The organism is Nocardiopsis sp. iso_238, assembly GCF_056173325.1.
In genome coordinates this window covers 2,089,951-2,106,073 of record NZ_CM149668.1, presented here as the reverse complement: position 1 = coordinate 2,106,073, position 16,123 = coordinate 2,089,951, and the positions used below count along the sequence as shown (strand labels likewise).

12 protein-coding genes are annotated in these 16,123 nt (G+C 72.0%); 1 reads left to right on the top strand and 11 read right to left on the bottom strand.

Annotated features, from left to right (window positions below; genetic code table 11):
- Positions 1-500: 500 nt before the first annotated feature.
- From pheT to ruvX, 10 genes are all read right to left on the bottom strand, one after another.
- Positions 501-2,990, bottom strand: a complete 2,490-nt coding sequence (gene pheT, locus AC0VYL_RS09375) for a phenylalanine--tRNA ligase subunit beta (protein ID WP_475482880.1) — start codon at positions 2,988-2,990, stop codon at positions 501-503.
- The gene (gene pheS / locus AC0VYL_RS09370) at positions 2,990-4,108 is read right to left on the bottom strand and encodes a phenylalanine--tRNA ligase subunit alpha (protein WP_475482879.1); all 1,119 of its coding nucleotides are present in this window, start codon (positions 4,106-4,108) and stop codon (positions 2,990-2,992) included. Before pheS ends, pheT begins: the two co-directional genes overlap by 1 nt.
- Before the next feature lie 184 nt (positions 4,109-4,292).
- Positions 4,293-5,531, bottom strand: coding sequence for a sensor histidine kinase (locus AC0VYL_RS09365; RefSeq protein WP_475461329.1), 1,239 nt, complete (start codon positions 5,529-5,531; stop codon positions 4,293-4,295).
- A 666-nt stretch (positions 5,532-6,197) separates the two neighbouring features.
- Complete coding sequence (locus AC0VYL_RS09360; protein WP_475461327.1) at positions 6,198-7,046, bottom strand: TrmH family RNA methyltransferase; 849 nt, start codon at positions 7,044-7,046, stop codon at positions 6,198-6,200.
- Positions 7,047-7,076: 30 nt separating this feature from the next.
- Positions 7,077-7,448 (bottom strand): 50S ribosomal protein L20, encoded by a 372-nt coding sequence (gene rplT / locus AC0VYL_RS09355; RefSeq protein ID WP_026117095.1) that lies wholly within the window; start codon positions 7,446-7,448, stop codon positions 7,077-7,079.
- Positions 7,449-7,614: 166 nt separating this feature from the next.
- Positions 7,615-7,809 carry a 50S ribosomal protein L35 gene (rpmI, locus tag AC0VYL_RS09350; RefSeq protein ID WP_017583949.1) on the bottom strand — a complete coding sequence of 65 codons (195 nt, stop codon included), beginning with the start codon at positions 7,807-7,809 and terminating at the stop codon, positions 7,615-7,617.
- A gap of 185 nt (positions 7,810-7,994) precedes the next feature.
- Positions 7,995-8,561 (bottom strand): translation initiation factor IF-3, encoded by a 567-nt coding sequence (gene infC, locus AC0VYL_RS09345; protein WP_255421507.1) that lies wholly within the window; start codon positions 8,559-8,561, stop codon positions 7,995-7,997.
- A 401-nt stretch (positions 8,562-8,962) separates the two neighbouring features.
- Entirely contained in the window at positions 8,963-9,802 is an 840-nt protein-coding gene (locus tag AC0VYL_RS09340) for a shikimate dehydrogenase (protein ID WP_475482878.1), read from the bottom strand.
- Positions 9,799-12,186: an endolytic transglycosylase MltG gene (mltG, locus tag AC0VYL_RS09335; protein ID WP_475482877.1), complete on the bottom strand. Its 2,388-nt coding sequence runs from the start codon at positions 12,184-12,186 to the stop codon at positions 9,799-9,801. The genes AC0VYL_RS09340 and mltG overlap by 4 nt, the downstream gene beginning before the upstream one ends.
- Positions 12,183-12,671: a Holliday junction resolvase RuvX gene (ruvX, locus tag AC0VYL_RS09330; protein ID WP_475461318.1), complete on the bottom strand. Its 489-nt coding sequence runs from the start codon at positions 12,669-12,671 to the stop codon at positions 12,183-12,185. The genes mltG and ruvX overlap by 4 nt, the downstream gene beginning before the upstream one ends.
- Here ruvX and AC0VYL_RS09325 point away from each other — a divergent pair.
- Positions 12,663-12,815 (top strand): hypothetical protein, encoded by a 153-nt coding sequence (locus tag AC0VYL_RS09325; protein ID WP_378747145.1) that lies wholly within the window; start codon positions 12,663-12,665, stop codon positions 12,813-12,815. The genes ruvX and AC0VYL_RS09325 overlap by 9 nt on opposite strands.
- A 386-nt stretch (positions 12,816-13,201) precedes the next feature.
- Here AC0VYL_RS09325 and alaS read toward each other — a convergent pair whose 3' ends face one another.
- Positions 13,202-15,868, bottom strand: a complete 2,667-nt coding sequence (gene alaS / locus AC0VYL_RS09320; RefSeq protein WP_475461315.1) for an alanine--tRNA ligase — start codon at positions 15,866-15,868, stop codon at positions 13,202-13,204.
- Positions 15,869-16,123 lie beyond the last annotated feature (255 nt).

Here is a 16,123-nt window from a genome sequence, read left to right as displayed (position 1 = left end):
ATCACAGAAGGTGTGCCAGAGGCGGCTGGGCTCCCGGTGTTCCTTGGGAGCGAGCGCGGACGAGACAACCGTTTCGGTCATATGGCGACCTCCGAGCCGTGACATGCGCGAGAACGCGCAGCGGAAAACGGATCTGACCCCTCCCTGGGCGCCCAGGTCGTGGCAGGTACTCGCAGGCTAAGTTCTCAAGCCGCTCCACAGCAAGAGCCAAAACGAGCTTTCATGCCCCGAAACCCAAACTTCATTCCGGCTACCCCCGCCGCCTCACGCTAAAACCCCTACTACGCTGGAAAGACACCCCTCCAATTTTCTTGAAATCCGAACCCTTCCACTGCACGTTTCACAACAGAGGGAGGTCTTCCGGCATTCCTTCTCAGCGGGGGTCCGGACCCGTACTCCGGCAGGGACACAGAAAGGCGGGGCGGGTCCCCTCACATGGGAGGACCCGCCCCGCCGCGACCCGCCGACACCGTCTCCTCGCGGAGCGGCGCCGACCGGGGTCAGCCGCGCAGGACCGCGCCGGTGCGCTCGGTGGCCAGGGCGACGGCCGCGTCGCGCGCGGCACCCGCCTCCTCGGCCGTCAGCGTCCGGTCCTCGGCCCGGAACCGCAGCGCGAAGGCCACCGACCGGCGACCCTCACCGACCTGCTCACCGGTGTAGACGTCGAAGAGCCGCACGCTCTCCAGGAGGGGTCCGGCCCCTTCGGCCAGCGCCTCGCTGATCCGGCCGACCGGCACCGAGGCGTCGACGACCAGGGCCACGTCCTGGGTGGCCACCGGGTAGGTCGACACCGTCGGCGCGGGCACCCCGGTGCGGGCCCGCTCGACACCGTCGAGGTCGATCTCCGCCGCCGCGGTGCGCTCCGGCAGCCCGAACGCCTTGACGACCCTCGGGTGCAGTTCTCCGGCGTGACCGACGGGCACGCGCTCGCCCTCCACCCGCACGTACAGCGCGGCGCAGCGACCGGGGTGCCACGGTGCGCGGGTGTCGGCCTCGACCTCCAGGTCGACGCCGGCGACCCGGGCGACGTCCCGGGCGGCCTGGATCGCGTCGGCCCAGGTGGCCGCGCGGCCCTCGCCCCACCAGCCCGCGCGCTCGGCGTCGCCGGTGATGACCACGCCCACGCGGCGCGGCTGCTCGGGCAGGGCCGCGTCGACGAGCGCGAGCTCCTCGGCGCTGGGACCGCGGTCCACCGGCAGGATCGGGGCGCGGGTGGCGCCGGGAACCGGCAGGTACACCAGGCCCGTCTCGAACAGGGCCACGTCCGTGAGGCCCCGTCCCACGTTGCGGGCGAGCGCCTTGAACAGCCCCGGCAGGAGGGTGGTCCGCAGCAGCGGCTCCTCCTCGCTGAGCGGGTTGGCCAGGCGCAGGCTGGCGCGGCGCGGGTCGTCGGCGGCCAGCTGGAGGCCGTCGAGGTCGCGCTCGGCGGTGAACGGGTAGGACAACACCTCGTTGTAGCCGGTGTCGGCCAGGATGCGGCCGACCGCGCGGCGCAGGCGCTGGCTGGAGGTCAGACCCCGACCCGAGCCGCTGGGCCGGATCGAGGGGATGTTCTCGTACCCCTCGAAGCGGATGATCTCCTCAGCGAGGTCGTTGGGGTCGGTGATGTCGGGCCGCCAGGTGGGCGGGGTGACCCGCAGCAGGTCCCCGTCCGCCTCGACGGCGCAGCCGACGGCGCGCAGCCACCGCTCACTGGTGCCCTCGGGATAGTCGACCCCGGCCACACCCGACGCGTGGGACGCCCGGATGACGATGGGCTCACGCCGGGCGGACTCGTCGACGACCGTGTAGGCGGTCTCGACGGTGGCACCGCCGAGCTCGGCCAGCAGCTCCACGGCGCGGGTGGCGGCGGCGAGCTGACCTGCGGCGTCGATCCCGCGCTCGAAGCGCCGGGAGGCCTCCGAGGAGAGCTGGTGCCGCCGGGAGGCGCGGGCGACGCTCATGGCGTCGAAGTGCGCGGCCTCGACCAGGACGCTGGTGGAGGCCAGGCCGATCTCGGTGTTGAGGCCGCCCATCACACCGGCGACGGCCTGGGCTCCGGAGTCGTCCGCGATGACGATGTCGTCGGTGTCCAGGGAGCGCTGGACGTGGTCCAGGGTCTCCAGCTTCTCCCCCGCCTCGGCCTGGCGGACCCGGATCGCGCCGTTGACGCGGTCACGGTCCCAGGCGTGCAGCGGCTGGCCGAGTTCGAGCATCACGTAGTTGGTGACGTCCACGGCCAGGGAGACGGGGCGGACGCCGCACTGGTGCAGGCGGCGCTTCATCCACAGCGGGGTGGGCGCCTCCGGGTCGAAGCCGGTGGCGCCGCGCAGCACGAGGCGGTCGCAGCGCGCGGGGTCCTCGATCGCACCCGGGTGGCCGGGTGCGGTGGCCTCGGCCACGGTGACGTCGGCGGGGTCGTGCAGGGCCACCCCGTACAGGGCGGCGACGTCGCGCGCCACGCCGCGCAGGGACAGCGCGTACCCGCGGTCGGGGGTGACGGCGATGTCGAGGACGTCCTCGCGCAGGCCGAGGACGGCGATGGCGTCGGCGCCGATCTCCGCGAAGCCCTCGGGCAGCACGACGATGCCGTCGTGGTCCTCCCACAGGCCGAGTTCGGTGGCCGAGCAGATCATGCCCGCCGACATCCGCCCGTAGGTCTTACGGGCACCGATCCGGAAGCCGCCGGGCAGTTCGGCGCCGGGCAGGCAGACGACGACGAGGTCGCCCTCGACGAAGTTGCGGGCGCCGCAGACGATCTCCTGCGGTTCGCCGGTGCCGTTGGCCGGGCCGACGTCCACCTTGCAGTAGCGGATGGGCTTCTTGAAGCCGGTCAGCTCCTCGATCTCCAGCACGCGGCCGAAGACGACGGGTCCGGTCAGGTCGGAGCCGAGCTCGTCGACGGTCTCGACCTCCAGCCCGGCGAGGGTCAGCCGGGAGGCGAGGTCACGGGCGGAGACGTCGGCCGGAAGCTCTACGTACTCACGCAGCCAGGTCAGGGGGACGCGCATCAGTTCTCACTCCCGAAGGCCGAGGTGAAGCGGATGTCGCCCTCGACCATGTCGTGCATGTCGCGCACACCGTGCGCGAACATCAGTGTCCGTTCGATTCCCAGGCCGAAGGCCCAGCCGCTGTAGACCTCCGGGTCCACCCCGGCGGCGGTGAGCACACGCGGGTTGACCACGCCGCAGCCGCCGATCTCGATCCAGCCCTCGCTGGAGCAGGTGCGGCAGGGCCGGTCGGGGTCGCCCACGGAGGCGCCCCGGCAGACGAAGCACTCGATGTCCACCTCGGCGGAGGGCTCGGTGAACGGGAAGTAGGAGGCGCGGAAGCGGGTCCGCAGGCCCTCACCGAAGACGGACTCGACGAAGGCGTCGATGGCGCCGCGCAGGTGCGCCAGGGTGATGCCCTTGTCGACGACGAGGCCCTCCAACTGGTGGAAGACCGGGCTGTGCGTGGCGTCCAGCTCGTCGGTGCGGAAGGTCTTGCCGGGCGCGACCACGTACACCGGCAGTTCGCGCGAGAGCAGCGCGCGGATCTGGACCGGGGAGGTGTGGGTGCGCATGACCAGGCCGGACTCGCCGCCGTCGGCGCCCTCGACGAAGAAGGTGTCCTGCATGCTGCGGGCCGGGTGGTCGGGCTGGAAGTTGAGGGCGTCGAAGTTGAACCACTCCGCCTCGATCTCCGGACCCTCGGCGACCTCGAAGCCCATCCCGACGAACACGTCGGTCATGCGCTCCGCGACGGTGGTCAACGGGTGTCGGGCCCCGCGGGGAGTGCGGTCCCACGGCAGGGTGACGTCGACGCGCTCCTCCACGAGGACGCGCTCGTCGCGCTCGGTCTCCAGCACCGCCTGGCGGGCCTTGAGGGCCTGCCCGACGTCGCGCCGGGCGCCGCCGACGCGCTTGCCGGCGTCGGCCTTGGCAGCCGGGGGCAACGCGCCGATCTCCCGGTTGGCCAGGGCCAGCGGGGAGCGGTCCGAGGCGTGGGCGAGCCGGACCTCCTTGAGTTCTGCGAGGTCGGCGGCGGCCTCGATGGCGGCCAGCGCCTCCTCGCGCATGCGGGCGACCTCGTCGGGGTGCAGGGAGGTCACCTCGACCGGGTCGAAGGAATTGTTCGGTGCAGACATGGTTGGTTGCCTCGCCGTCACCGGTCCCCCACGGAGCGGGGACCGGCGCGGCAGTCACGGTCCGCACGGGGGCGGACGAAGCCGACAGGAAAAGCACAGGCGGTTTCGGGCAGCCCGGGAAGGTCCGTCGCGGGGTCCGGGACATGCCGCGTGCGCCCACCGGGGGGCCGAAGGGTCTGAGGGCTCAGACGAACTCGGGCGTCCCGGCGGGCACGGTAAATCGGAACTCGGCGCCGCCGTTGGGGGCGCGTCCGACGGTGATCGTGCCGCCGTGGGCCTCGACGAGGCCCTTGACGATGAACAGTCCGAGGCCGGTTCCGCCACGGCGCTTCCCGCGCCAGAACTGACGGAAGACGCGCGGAACGGTCTCGGGTGCTATGCCCTGGCCTTCGTCGCGCACCGACACCGCTGCTCCTCCTTCACACGGCTCGATCACGACACTGACAGTACCAGCGCCGTGCCGCACCCCGTTTTCCACGAGGTTGGAGAGGATCTGCTCCACCTTGTCGGCGTCCAGCCACATCTGCGGGAGCTCACCGCGGGTCTCGACCCGGAAGCGGTCCTCGGCGTAGCCGGAGGCGACGCGGCTGGCGACCAGTCGGCGCACGGCCGTCGGCAGGTCGACGACCTGACGGCGCACCTCCAGGCGCCCGGACTCGATCCGGGAGACGTCCAGGAGGTCGTGGATGAGCCGGGTGACGCGGTCGGCGTCGGCGTTGACGGTCTCCAGCATGAACAGCTTCTGCTTGTCGGTGAGCCGTTCCCACTTGTTGAGCAGAGTGGAGGTGAAGCCCTTGACGCTGGTGAGCGGGGAGCGCAGCTCGTGCGCGACCTCCGAGACGAGGTCGGCGCGGGAGCGTTCGACCCGCGCGGAGGCGTCCCTGAGCGTGAGGACCAGACGGACGAGGTCGCCGCCGGGTCGGGCCCGCACGTAGCGGGCGGAGACGAGGATCTCCCGTTCGTCGGGCAGGCAGAGCATGCGCTCGGGCTGGCGGGTGCGTTCGCGGTCACCGCCGTAGGGGTCACTGGACTCCCACCAGTTGTTGCCGTCGAGCCCGTTCAGCGGCAGGGCGGCCCGGAAGTCCCGGCCGATCGCGGACGTGGCGGGGACCCCGGTCAGCTGCGCGGCGAGGGAGTTGAAGAGGACGACCCGGCCTCCCGCGTCGGCGACGACCACCCCGTCGGGCAGGTCGTCGGCGTGCAGGGGCGGACCGTCCGCGCCCGCCGAGGCGGTGTCGACGTCCCACAGCGCTGGCGCGGGCGAGCGCCGCCGCCCGGTGCGGGGGTCCGGTTCGGGGACACCCTCCCGGTTGGCGGGGACGTCGGTGGTGTGTCCGTGCCCTGGGACGGGGTCCTTTGAGGGTCGCGCCGCCGCACCGTCAGAGTCCTCCGCCGGTTGGCCCACGTGTCGGCCGCTGCCCACGCCTCTCCCCGCTCCCCTCCGAAGGTCCGCGACCACAGGACTCCTGGGTCGGGATCGCTGACCGGTCGTGTCCGTCGCTGAACTCCCCGGACACCACCGCAGATCTACCCTGCACTCCCACCTGGTACGCCTGACGACCCGGGATACGGCGTCACCCGAAGCCCGGGAGGCGGCCGCCGTTCGGCGCCGCCGTCCGGAGGCGGTCGGCCGCACGCGGGCCCCGGGCCCACCCGCCGACACGGTGAAGCACCGTGTGCTCACACCCTGTCGCCAAGCCTGCCGTGTCGTCGCGGTCACGCGCACCGTCCTACCCGTGACACGGGTCGGCTGGGGGTGGACAAGCGGGATGCGCATGAACCACCGTCGTACTGGCCCGACCCTATCGACACTCGAACCCCGTGCACGTGCATTTCGGGTGGTTGAGGCAACCTGTTACCGAGCGTGTGGGCCGCTCGGCACTCCACCCGGGGTCAGCCGTCCGCTCGTGACGGGGAGTGACCATCGGGGATGGTTCCGCCACGCCGGGACGTGGTCAGACGGCTGCGGAGGAACGGTCTCGGCGCGGCGCGGCCACACGCGAAGGGACCGCCGCGACGGTGGCCGGATCCAGCCTTTCGGCCCCGCCGTAGACCGGGGAGCGGCGACGCCGGACCGGATCGGCCGCGCTCAGGCGCGGCGCTGCTGACGGGCGGTCGTGTACAGGCAGACCGCGGCGGCCGTGGCCAGGTTCAGGCTCTCGGCGGCGCCGTAGATCGGAACGCTGACCGCGCCGTCCGTCTGCTGGACGATCTCCTCGGGCAGGCCCCAGGCCTCGTTGCCGAAGACCCAGCCGACCGGGCCGTCCAGGTCGCCGTCGTCGGCCAGCTGGTGCAGGTCGCGGTCGCCGCTGCCGTCCGCCGCCCAGGCCCTGGCCCCGGCGCCGCGCAGGAAGTCCACCGCCTGGGCCACCGGCACACCCACCACGACGGGCAGGTGGAACAGGCTTCCGGCGGAGGCGCGCACGCACTTGCCGTTGTAGGGGTCCACCGAGGCGTCGGTGAAGATGACGACGTCGGCTCCGGCCGCGTCGGCGGTGCGCAGGACCGTACCGGCGTTGCCGGGGTCGCGCACGTGGGAGAGGACGACGGCCAGACGCACGTCGGACACGCTCTCCAGGGGGACGTCGACGAACTCGCAGACCGCGATGACCCCCTGCGGGGTGATGGTCTGCGCCAGCTCGGACATCACGTCGAGACTGACCCGGTGGGTGGGCACGCCCGCTGTGTGGGCGGCGTCCATCAGGTCGATGTGGCGCTGCATGGCCTCCGCCGTGGCGTAGACCTCGACGACGCCGTGGGCGGTCCCGTTGTAGGGGGACCGCCCGACGCCGCCGTTGACGGCGGCCAGGGCCTCCCGTACGGCCTGCGGCCCCTCGGCGAGGAAGCGCCGCTCACGCTGACGGAAGGTGCGCTTGGCGAGCCGCCGAACCCCCTTGATCCTGGGTGACCGGACACTCGTGAACTCGTGGCTCGCCATCGCTACCCGTCTGCTTCTTCCGACTGCCCGCTAGGCCGCGGCGGTGGTGGGGAGGGCCTGCTTGGCCTTCTCCACGAGAACGGCGAAGGCGGCCTCGTCGTTGACGGCCAGCTCGGCCAGCATGCGACGGTCGACCTCGATCTCAGCCAGCTTCAGACCCTGGATGAGACGGTTGTAGGTCAGACCGTGAGCGCGGGAGGCGGCGTTGATGCGCTGGATCCACAGACGACGGAACTGCCCCTTGCGGTCCTTGCGGTCCCGGTAGGAGTAGGTCATCGAGTGGAGCATCTGCTCCTTGGCCTTGCGGTACAGACGCGAGCGCTGCCCGCGGTAACCACTGGCCCGGTCGAGAACGACCTTGCGCTTCTTCTTGGCGTTGAGAGCCCGCTTCACGCGTGCCACAGTGACTCCCTCATTGGTTCTTCCGGCGCGCACGGCGCGCCGACCGGTCCGGCCAGGACGCACCCAGCGACCGTGTTCGCTTCAGGTGGGTGTCCCCCGGGCGCCTCAGCGCGCCGACGGAGTCGGGCGCACGGGCTCGCCAAGGAGGACGGGAGGTGCTCCGGTGCTACATGCCCAGGAGCTTCTTGATGTTCTTGGTGTCGGCCGGAGCGAGCTCGGCCTCCGTGCCCAGCTTGCGCTTGCGCTTGGAGGTCTTGTGCTCAAGGATGTGGTTCTTGTTGGCACGGCGGCGCATGATCTTGCCGGAGCCGGTGACCTTGAAACGGTCCTTGGCTCCACTGTGGGACTTGTTCTTCGGCATGTCGCCGTCGTCTCCTACTCCGTCGGCGCGGCACCCGCACAGGATGCGGACACCGCGATTGTTCCGCCACTACGGCGGGGTCCCGTCGCACACCGGTGCATCACGGACTGGTCGGGCGCAGCCCACCCCACCACCCGGTCGTCGCCTACACGGCGTCCGGGCGGTGGGGGACTTCCCCTGGCGCCTTACGCCTGGTCGCGCTCGTCGCGGCGGGTCTTGTCCCCCGCCGCGGCGCGGGCCTCGGCCTTGTGCTCGGAACGCCGCTTGTGCGGACCGATCACCATGACCATGTTGCGGCCGTCCTGCTTGGGCTGGGACTCGACCGTGCCAAGATCCTGGACGTCCTCGGCCAGACGCGCCAGCAGCCTGCGCCCGAGCTCGGGCCTCGACTGCTCGCGGCCACGGAACATGATCGTCACCTTGACCTTGTCCCCGCTCTTGAGGAACCGAACGACGTGACCCTTCTTGGTCTCGTAGTCGTGCGGGTCGATCTTCGGGCGGAGCTTGATCTCCTTGATGATCGTGTTCGACTGGTTCTTGCGCGACTCACGGGCCTTGACCGCGGACTCGTACTTGAACTTGCCGTAGTCCATCAGCTTCGCGACCGGCGGGCGCGCGGTCGGCGCGACCTCGACGAGGTCGAGGTCCGACTCCTGGGCCAGACGCAGCGCGTCCTGCACGGAGACGATTCCGACCTGCTCACCGTTGGGTCCGACGAGTCGGACCTCGGGCACCCGGATACGGTCATTGATGCGGGGCTCTGTGCTGATGAGACCCCTCCCTAGCTTTCTCGGATTACCTGGGACCGGCCGCCCACCGTGCGGTGGTCGGCCTGTTCGACCGGGTCGCCCGTGCTTGTTCAGGCCACCCGCCCGCGTTGGGGTCTCACCAAAAACGAAAAACCCCGCCAGCGTGTGCAAGCGGGGCGATCCGACCGGACGTTCACGACGGAACCGCGCGCCGGGCCGCCGGAACCCGTACACGGGTGTCCGACGTACTCGGGGCGCTGTGCCCATCGTCTGACCGGGACCCACACGGGCGCGGCCCGGTAGGTGGGAGGATCATCTCCGCTTGCGGCTCCGGCGTGCAGGACACACCGGACCAAGTCGATGACACCCAATATAGCAGGACCCGCGACCACCGTGTCCGGTGGTCAGACCGCGGCCTGGTCGGAGCGCCGGACCAGCTCGGCCTCTCCGGCGGCCCGCATGGCGTCCACGGGGACGTCGTCGGTCCCCGTCATGAGGCGGACCTGGGCGACGGCCTGGTGCAGGAGCATCGGGAACCCGCCGACCACACGTCCGCCACGGGCCGCCACCGCCGTGGCGGCGGGGGTGGGCCATGGGGCGTAGATCACGTCGAACAGGTCGGCACGGGAGGCCGCGATCCGTTCGGCGTACCCGTCCGCCGCCCCCGAGGGCAGTGTGGAGACCACGAGGTCGGCGTCGAGATGGCGGTCGATCTCCGTGAGCGGGGCCACCCGCACGGGTCGGCCCAGACGCTCGGCCGCCGCGGTGACCTCACCCGTGCGCGCGGTGTCCCGGGCCAGGACGGTGACCGGACCGGTCGCGCCCAGCTCCCGCAGGGCCGCCAGGGCGGAGGCCGCGGTGGCCCCGGCGCCCAGGACGACCGTGCCGGACGGGGCCGCCACCCCCGCCTCGGTGAGGGCGGTGGCGATCCCCTCCACGTCCGTGTTGAGCGCCGACCACCCCGCGCCCCGGCGGACCAGGGTGTTGGCGCCGCCGACCGCCGTGGCCAGGTCGGTGACCTCGTCGGCCAGGTCCATGGCCCGGCGCTTGAGCGGCATGGTCAGGGAGAGCCCGGCCCACTCGGCCGGGTCCAATCCGGAGAGGAAGGGCGCCAGCCCCGCCTCGTCGCACTCGAAGAGTCCGTAGGACCAGTCCTCCAGACCCAGCGCCGCGTAGGCGGCCGTGTGCAGGACCGGGGAGAGGGAGTGGGCCACCGGCGAGCCCAGGACCGCGGCGCGCGTCATTCCCCGCCCTCGCTGGCTCCGCCGCCCCAGGTCTCCTGGAAGCGTTCCTTGAGGACCTCGAACTCCTCGTGGGTCTCCGCGAACTCGGTGACGCCGTTGTCCGGGTCGGTGGCCACGAAGTACAGCCACTCACCGTCGGCCGGGTCCAGCGCCGCCTCGATGGCGTCCTGTCCGGGTGCCACGAACGGGCCGGGGATCAGACCGGGGCTGTGGTAGGTGTCGAACCCGCTGGTGTCGTCCCTGCACGCGGCCAGCTGCTCGTTGTTGAGCGCGATGCCGTACTCACCGATGGCGTAGAAGCAGGTGCTGTCCATCTGGAGCGGCATGTCGATGTCCAGGCGGTTGTGCACCACCCGCGAGATCTTCGGCATGTCCTCGGCCCGGCCGCTCTCGGCCTGCACGATGGAGGCGATCGCCATGACCTCGTTGGGGTCGTACCCCAGGTCGGCCCCCCGGGAATCCAGGTCCACCTCCTCAGCGACCTGCCGGTGCTGGGTGACCATGGTGCGCAGCATCGACAGGGCGTCGGTGTCGGGCTCGAACCGGTAGGTGGACGGGAACAGGTAGCCCGCCGGGCCCTCCGACGCGTAGTCGGGCAGGCCGAGCTCGTCGGTCTGCTCGTACGCCGCCTCCAGATCCTCCAGCGGCACGCCCAGGTCCTCGGACAGGGTCCGGAGCACCTCTTCGGAGCGGAGGCCCTCGCGGATCGTGACCCGCCCCCCGAGCCGGTTCTCCGGGTCGAACAGGGCCGCCACGGCGCTCTCGCCGCTCATGCCCTCGGCCAGGGAGTAGGTACCGGGCACCAGGCCCTCTCCGCCGTTGGACCTGAGCGCGTTGGTGAAGGCCCGCACGCTGGCGACCACGCCCTGGTCCACGAGGCTCTGGGCGACGGCGGTGCCGCTCTGCCCGTCCTCGATGCGGAAGGTGACCTCACCCTGTCCCTCCCCGGAGAAGTCCGGCGGGAAGACGTAGGTGCGCGCGACCCCGTAGCCGCCTCCCGCGACCACGAGCAGCAACACCAGGGCGAGCAGCACCGTCAGGCCCTTGCTCCTCCTGCGCTTCTTGGGCTTGCCCTTGTTGAGCCGGGCGGCCTGCGCGGCCTTGGCCCGCTTGGCGCGCTTGCGGGTGGCGCGGCTGTCGCCGTAGGAGGCGGCGATGTCCTCGAGGCTGTCCTCTTCGTAGAGGTCCTCCTCGGGCTCCTCCTCCGCCACGGGTTCGGGCTCGGGTTCGGCACGGCGTCCCCGCTTGGCGCGGCGGCGGCCGCGACGCCCCTTGGGCTCCTCCTCGGGCTCCTGCGCGAGGAAGGAACCGGTGTCCGTGAGGTGTTCCTCATCCTCGTCCAGGTTGGACAGCTCGGCGAAGGCGCCGGTGTCGGTGACCGGGGCGGCGAAGGCGCCGGACTCCTCGGGCTCCGGCTCCGCCGCACGACGGGCGCGCCGACGACCGCGACGGCCGGTCGGCTCCTCGGACTCGGGTTCGGGCTCGGGCTCGGGCTCGGGTTCACGGTCCCGGAAAGGACCGGTGTCCTCGGGGGCCTCCTCCGCCGCACGACGGGCACGGCGGCGGCCGCGACGGCCGGTCGGCTCCTCGTCCTCGGGCTCCAGCGCGCGGAAGGCGCCCGTGTCGCGTACCGGCTCGGGCTGGGGCTCCGGGGCGCGCTTGCGGCGGGCCCGGCGACCCTGGGGCTCTTCCTCGGGGGGGTCCGCGGGGAAGGCGGGGGCGGGATCGTCGGCGTCGTCGCCCCAGAAGGCGGAGCGCGGCTCCGCGGGCTCCTCGGCGCGTGCGCGCCGGGCCCTGCGGGGGGGTTGTTCCTGTGCGGGGGCGTCGGCGGGGGGCTGGGGGGCCCCGGTTCCGCGCGAGGGGTTCTGGGCGCCGCCGAGGTTGGCCAGGGCCGCGAGGGCGTCCTGGGTCGCGTCGGCGCTGGGGCGCTGGTGGCTTCCGGGGTCCGAGGGGGAACCCTGGGCGGGGCGCTGGGGGGCCTGTCCGCCGCGTGCGGCCCGACCGCCGCGCAGGGCGTCGGCCGCGCCGAAGCGCCGGGGCTGGGCCGTCTGGGGGTCGCCGTTCCACGGCGTCTCGTCCGCCGGGGGTTCGGCCCTGCGGCGGCGGCCCGGGGCGGGTCCGGTCCGGCCCCGCGGGTCGGACTCCCCCGGCGCGGGGGTCGGGTACCGGGGGGCGCGGGTGTCGCCGGTGGGCGGCCCCGTGTGCCCGAACTCACCCGTTCCGGCCTCCTCGGTCCAGTGGTTGGACCGGGGCTCGGGACGCGCGCGGCGGCCGCGTGACGGCGGCTGCGCGGGCAGCGGGTCGGACAGCGGGTCGTAGTCGTAGCCGTCCTCGCGGTCGGCGCGTCCACGGTAGGGATCGGGGTAGTCATCCCTGTCGGTCATGAATCTCCCTGGCTTGCACGGACGATCTCGCCCGGGGGATGGCCTGTCGACCGTTCCTGGTCCAAGGCACTCTGCAAGAGCACGGTGGCGGCCGCCTGGTCGATGACCGAGCGGCGGGCCCGGCCGCCCCTGGCCCCCTTCTTCCCGAAGGAGGCGCCGGAGAGCAGCTGTCCCTGCGCGGTCACCGTGGTGAGTCGTTCGTCCACGAGCCTGACGGGGACGGGGTCGAGGAGCCGGGCCAGGGTGTTCGCGAACTCGCGGGCGGACCGGGCCGCCGGTCCCTCCTGGCCGGACAGTGAAGCAGGGTAGCCCACGACGATCTCGCGGGCCTCCTTCTCCAGGACGAGGAGGGCGATGCGCTGGACGTCGCCCCTGCCTCGCGGGATGGTCTCGACCGGGCTGGCCAGCACGCCGCTCGGATCGCTGGCGGCGACTCCGATACGCGCGTTGCCCGGGTCGATGGCCAGGCGCACACCGTGTCTCACGAGGACGCCTCCTCCTGCCTGGGGGCGCTGCTCGCGCGGGCGGCCGTACCGTCGACGGCACAGCACCGCTGCTGGGAAATCCTCAACACGGTGGTCCTGTTCATCAGCTGGATCGCGGGAATCTCCGCGCAGACAGCCATGTGATCGGCTGTGACGCGCCACAGTATGCCCGATTCGATGACGGTGCGCAGCCTCACCCATGGAACGCTCCCGGTCGCGCGGGGACGGGGCCTCTGGCCTCGGGTCTGCCGTGACGACGGGGACCGGGGAGCACATGTACCGTCCGAGTGTAGGTCACGGTGGTCACGTGCCGGGTCCGGGCCCGTGTCGCCGGGCCGTCGGGCCGTGTCGTGCGTCGGAGCGGGTCCCGGTGCCGGAAGAACCGTCAGCTTGGTCACATAGCGAAACTGTACGGACATGTTCGGCGAGACGGGGTGATTGGCCGCTTCGGTGTGGCGGGAGGCGGACCGCGCCCCGTGGACCCCCTGAGGGGTCCACGGGGCGCGGTCGGAGCGGCCTCGCCGGGGCGTCTAGGCGCCCGCGACGCGCGCCTCCACGGCGCGCAGGGCCTCGTCCACCTTGCTCGCGTCGGTTCCGCCGCCCTGGGCGATGTCCGGCTTGCCGCCGCCACCGCCGCCGAGGGCGCGGGCCGCGACGCCCACGAGCTCGCCCGCCTTGATCCCGGCCTTCTGGGCGGCCTTGTTCGCGGCGATCACCACGACCGGACGGTCCTTCGGCACGGCGGTCATCGCCACGACCACGGGCTCGTCCTCACCGAGGCGTCCGCGTACGTCCAGGACCAGCTTGCGCAGGTCGTCACCGCTGGCGCCCTCGGGCGCCTCGGCGGCCACGACCCGGGCCGAGCCGTGTCGGCGGGCGCCCGCCGCGAGGTCGCCCGCGGCCTGGAGCACCTGCGCCGCGCGGAGCTTCTCGATCTCCTTCTCGGCGGCGCGCAGCCTCGAGACCATCGTGTCGATCCGCTCGGGCAGTTCCTCGCGCGGGGTCTTGAGCTGCTCGGAGAGCTGGCCGACCAGCGCCGACTCCTTGGACAGGCGCCTGAACGCGTCCACCCCCACGGCCGCCTCGACGCGGCGCACGCCCGAGCCGATGGAGGACTCCCCCAGCAGCTTGACGATGCCGAGCCTGGCGGTGGAGCCGACGTGCGTGCCGCCGCAGAGCTCGACCGAGTAGTCGCTCATCTCCACGACCCGCACGCGGTCGCCGTACTTCTCGCCGAACATGGCCAGCGCGCCCATCTTCAGCGCGTCGTCCAGGCTCTTCTCCTCGGTCCGGACCGCGATGTCCCCGGCGAGGACGGTGTTGACCTCCTCCTCGACCTCGGCCAGGCGCTCCCCGCCCAGCGCGTTGTCGGCGGTGAAGTCGAACCGCAGCTGACCGGGGCGGTTCTCCGAACCGGCCTGTCCGGCGGAGGGGCCGATCGCGTTGCGCAGCGCCGAGTGGATCAGGTGGGTGGCCGAGTGGGACCGCTCGATGGCGTGGCGGCGGCCGGTGTCGATCTCCGCGTGCACGGTGTCGTCCAGGACGACCTCTCCCGAGCGCACGGTGCCCCGGTGCACGAACAGGCCCGGGAGCGGCTTCTGGACGTCCTCGACGTCCACGACGCCGCGCCCGTCGACGGTCAGGGTGCCGGTGTCCGCGAGCTGACCGCCGCTCTCCCCGTAGAACGGGGTGCGGTCCAGGACGATCTCGACCTTGTCGCCCGCGCGGGCGGCCGGGACTCCGGTGCCGTCCACCACGATGCCCCGGACGTGGGAGTCGCTCTCGGACTCGGTGTAGCCGAGGAACTCGGTGTTCCCGGCGTTCTCGTGCATCTGGGCGTAGAGGGAGATGTCGGCGTTGCCGAGCTTCTTCGCCTTGGCGTCGGCCTTGGCGGTGTCCTTCTGCCGCTGCATGAGCTCGCGGAACGAGCCCTCGTCCACGCTGAGGCCCTGTTCGGCCGCCATCTCCAGGGTGAGGTCGATGGGGAAGCCGTAGGTGTCGTGGAGCTGGAAGGCGTCCACACCCGAGAACACGGTCCCGCCCGCGGCGCGGGTGCGCTCGGCGGCGCGGCCGAAGAGCGTGGTGCCCGCGCGGAGGGTGTCCGCGAAGTTGCGCTCCTCGTTGTCGATCACGCCGTGGATGACGTCGGCCTTGTCGAGCAGGTCCGGGTAGATGTCCTTCATCGCGTCGATGCTGACGTCGGTCAGCTCGTGGAGGAAGAAGGCCTCGGTGCCCGAGAGCAGGCGCAGGTTGCGGATCGAGCGGCGCAGGATCCGGCGCAGGACGTACCCGGCCTTCTCGTTGCCGGGCTTGACGCCGTCTCCGACGAGCATGACGGCGCTGCGCACGTGGTCCGCGACCACGCGGAGCATGACGTCCTGGTCGTGGTCGTCACCGTAGGAGGTACCGGTCAGCTCGGCGGCGCGGTGCAGCACGCGGCCGATGATGTCGGTCTCGTAGATGTTGTCGACGCCCTGGAGGACCGCCGCCAGGCGCTCCAGGCCCAGGCCGGTGTCGATGTTCTTCTTCGGCAGCTCACCGAGGATCGGGTACTCCTTGCCGGAGCCCTCACCCCGCTCGTACTGCATGAAGACGAGGTTCCAGATCTCGATGTAGCGGTTCTCGTCCGCCTCGGGACCGCCCTCGATCCCGTACTCGGGGCCGCGGTCGTAGAAGATCTCGGAGCAGGGGCCGCAGGGACCGGGCACGCCCATGTCCCAGTAGTTCTCCTCCTTGCCCATGCGCTGGATGCGCTCGGGCCGGACCCCGACCTTGTCGCGCCAGATCGACGCGGCCTCGTCGTCGTCGAGGTAGACGGTCACCCACAGCTTCTCGGGGTCGATCCCGAAGCCGCCCTCGGACACCGGGGTGGTGACGAGCTCCCACGCCAGCGGGATCGCCCGCTCCTTGAAGTAGTCACCGAAGGAGAAGTTGCCCAGCATCTGGAAGAAGGTCGCGTGACGGGAGGTCTTGCCGACCTCCTCGATGTCCTTGGTGCGGATGCACTTCTGGACGCTGGTGGCGGTGTCGAAGGAGGGAGTGCGCTGACCCAGGAAGTAGGGCTTGAAGGGGACCATGCCCGCTGGCACCAGCAGCAGCGTCGGGTCCTCGGCGATCAGGCTTGCCGAGGGCACCACGGTGTGTCCGTTCTTCTCGAAGAAACTGAGGAAGCGGCGCGCGATCTCTGCCGTCTCCATTGATGCCCTCCTGTGCTTGGCTCCGCCGCGCCGTGGCGGCGGGGTTGTCCCTGGGTGGGACCGTGGTCACGCGTGGTCGGTAGGGGCCCATCGTAGAGGGGACCGCCACGTCTGCGCGCATGGTTTGCAGTGGCCGCCGAGGACTCGCGCCGTTGGGGACAACGGCGGCGGTCCGGCCGTTCCCAGGCTATCGCCGCTGGCCACCGACGCATCCCCGCGCGGGTTCCGGGGCGGCCCGGAAACGCCGAGGGGCCC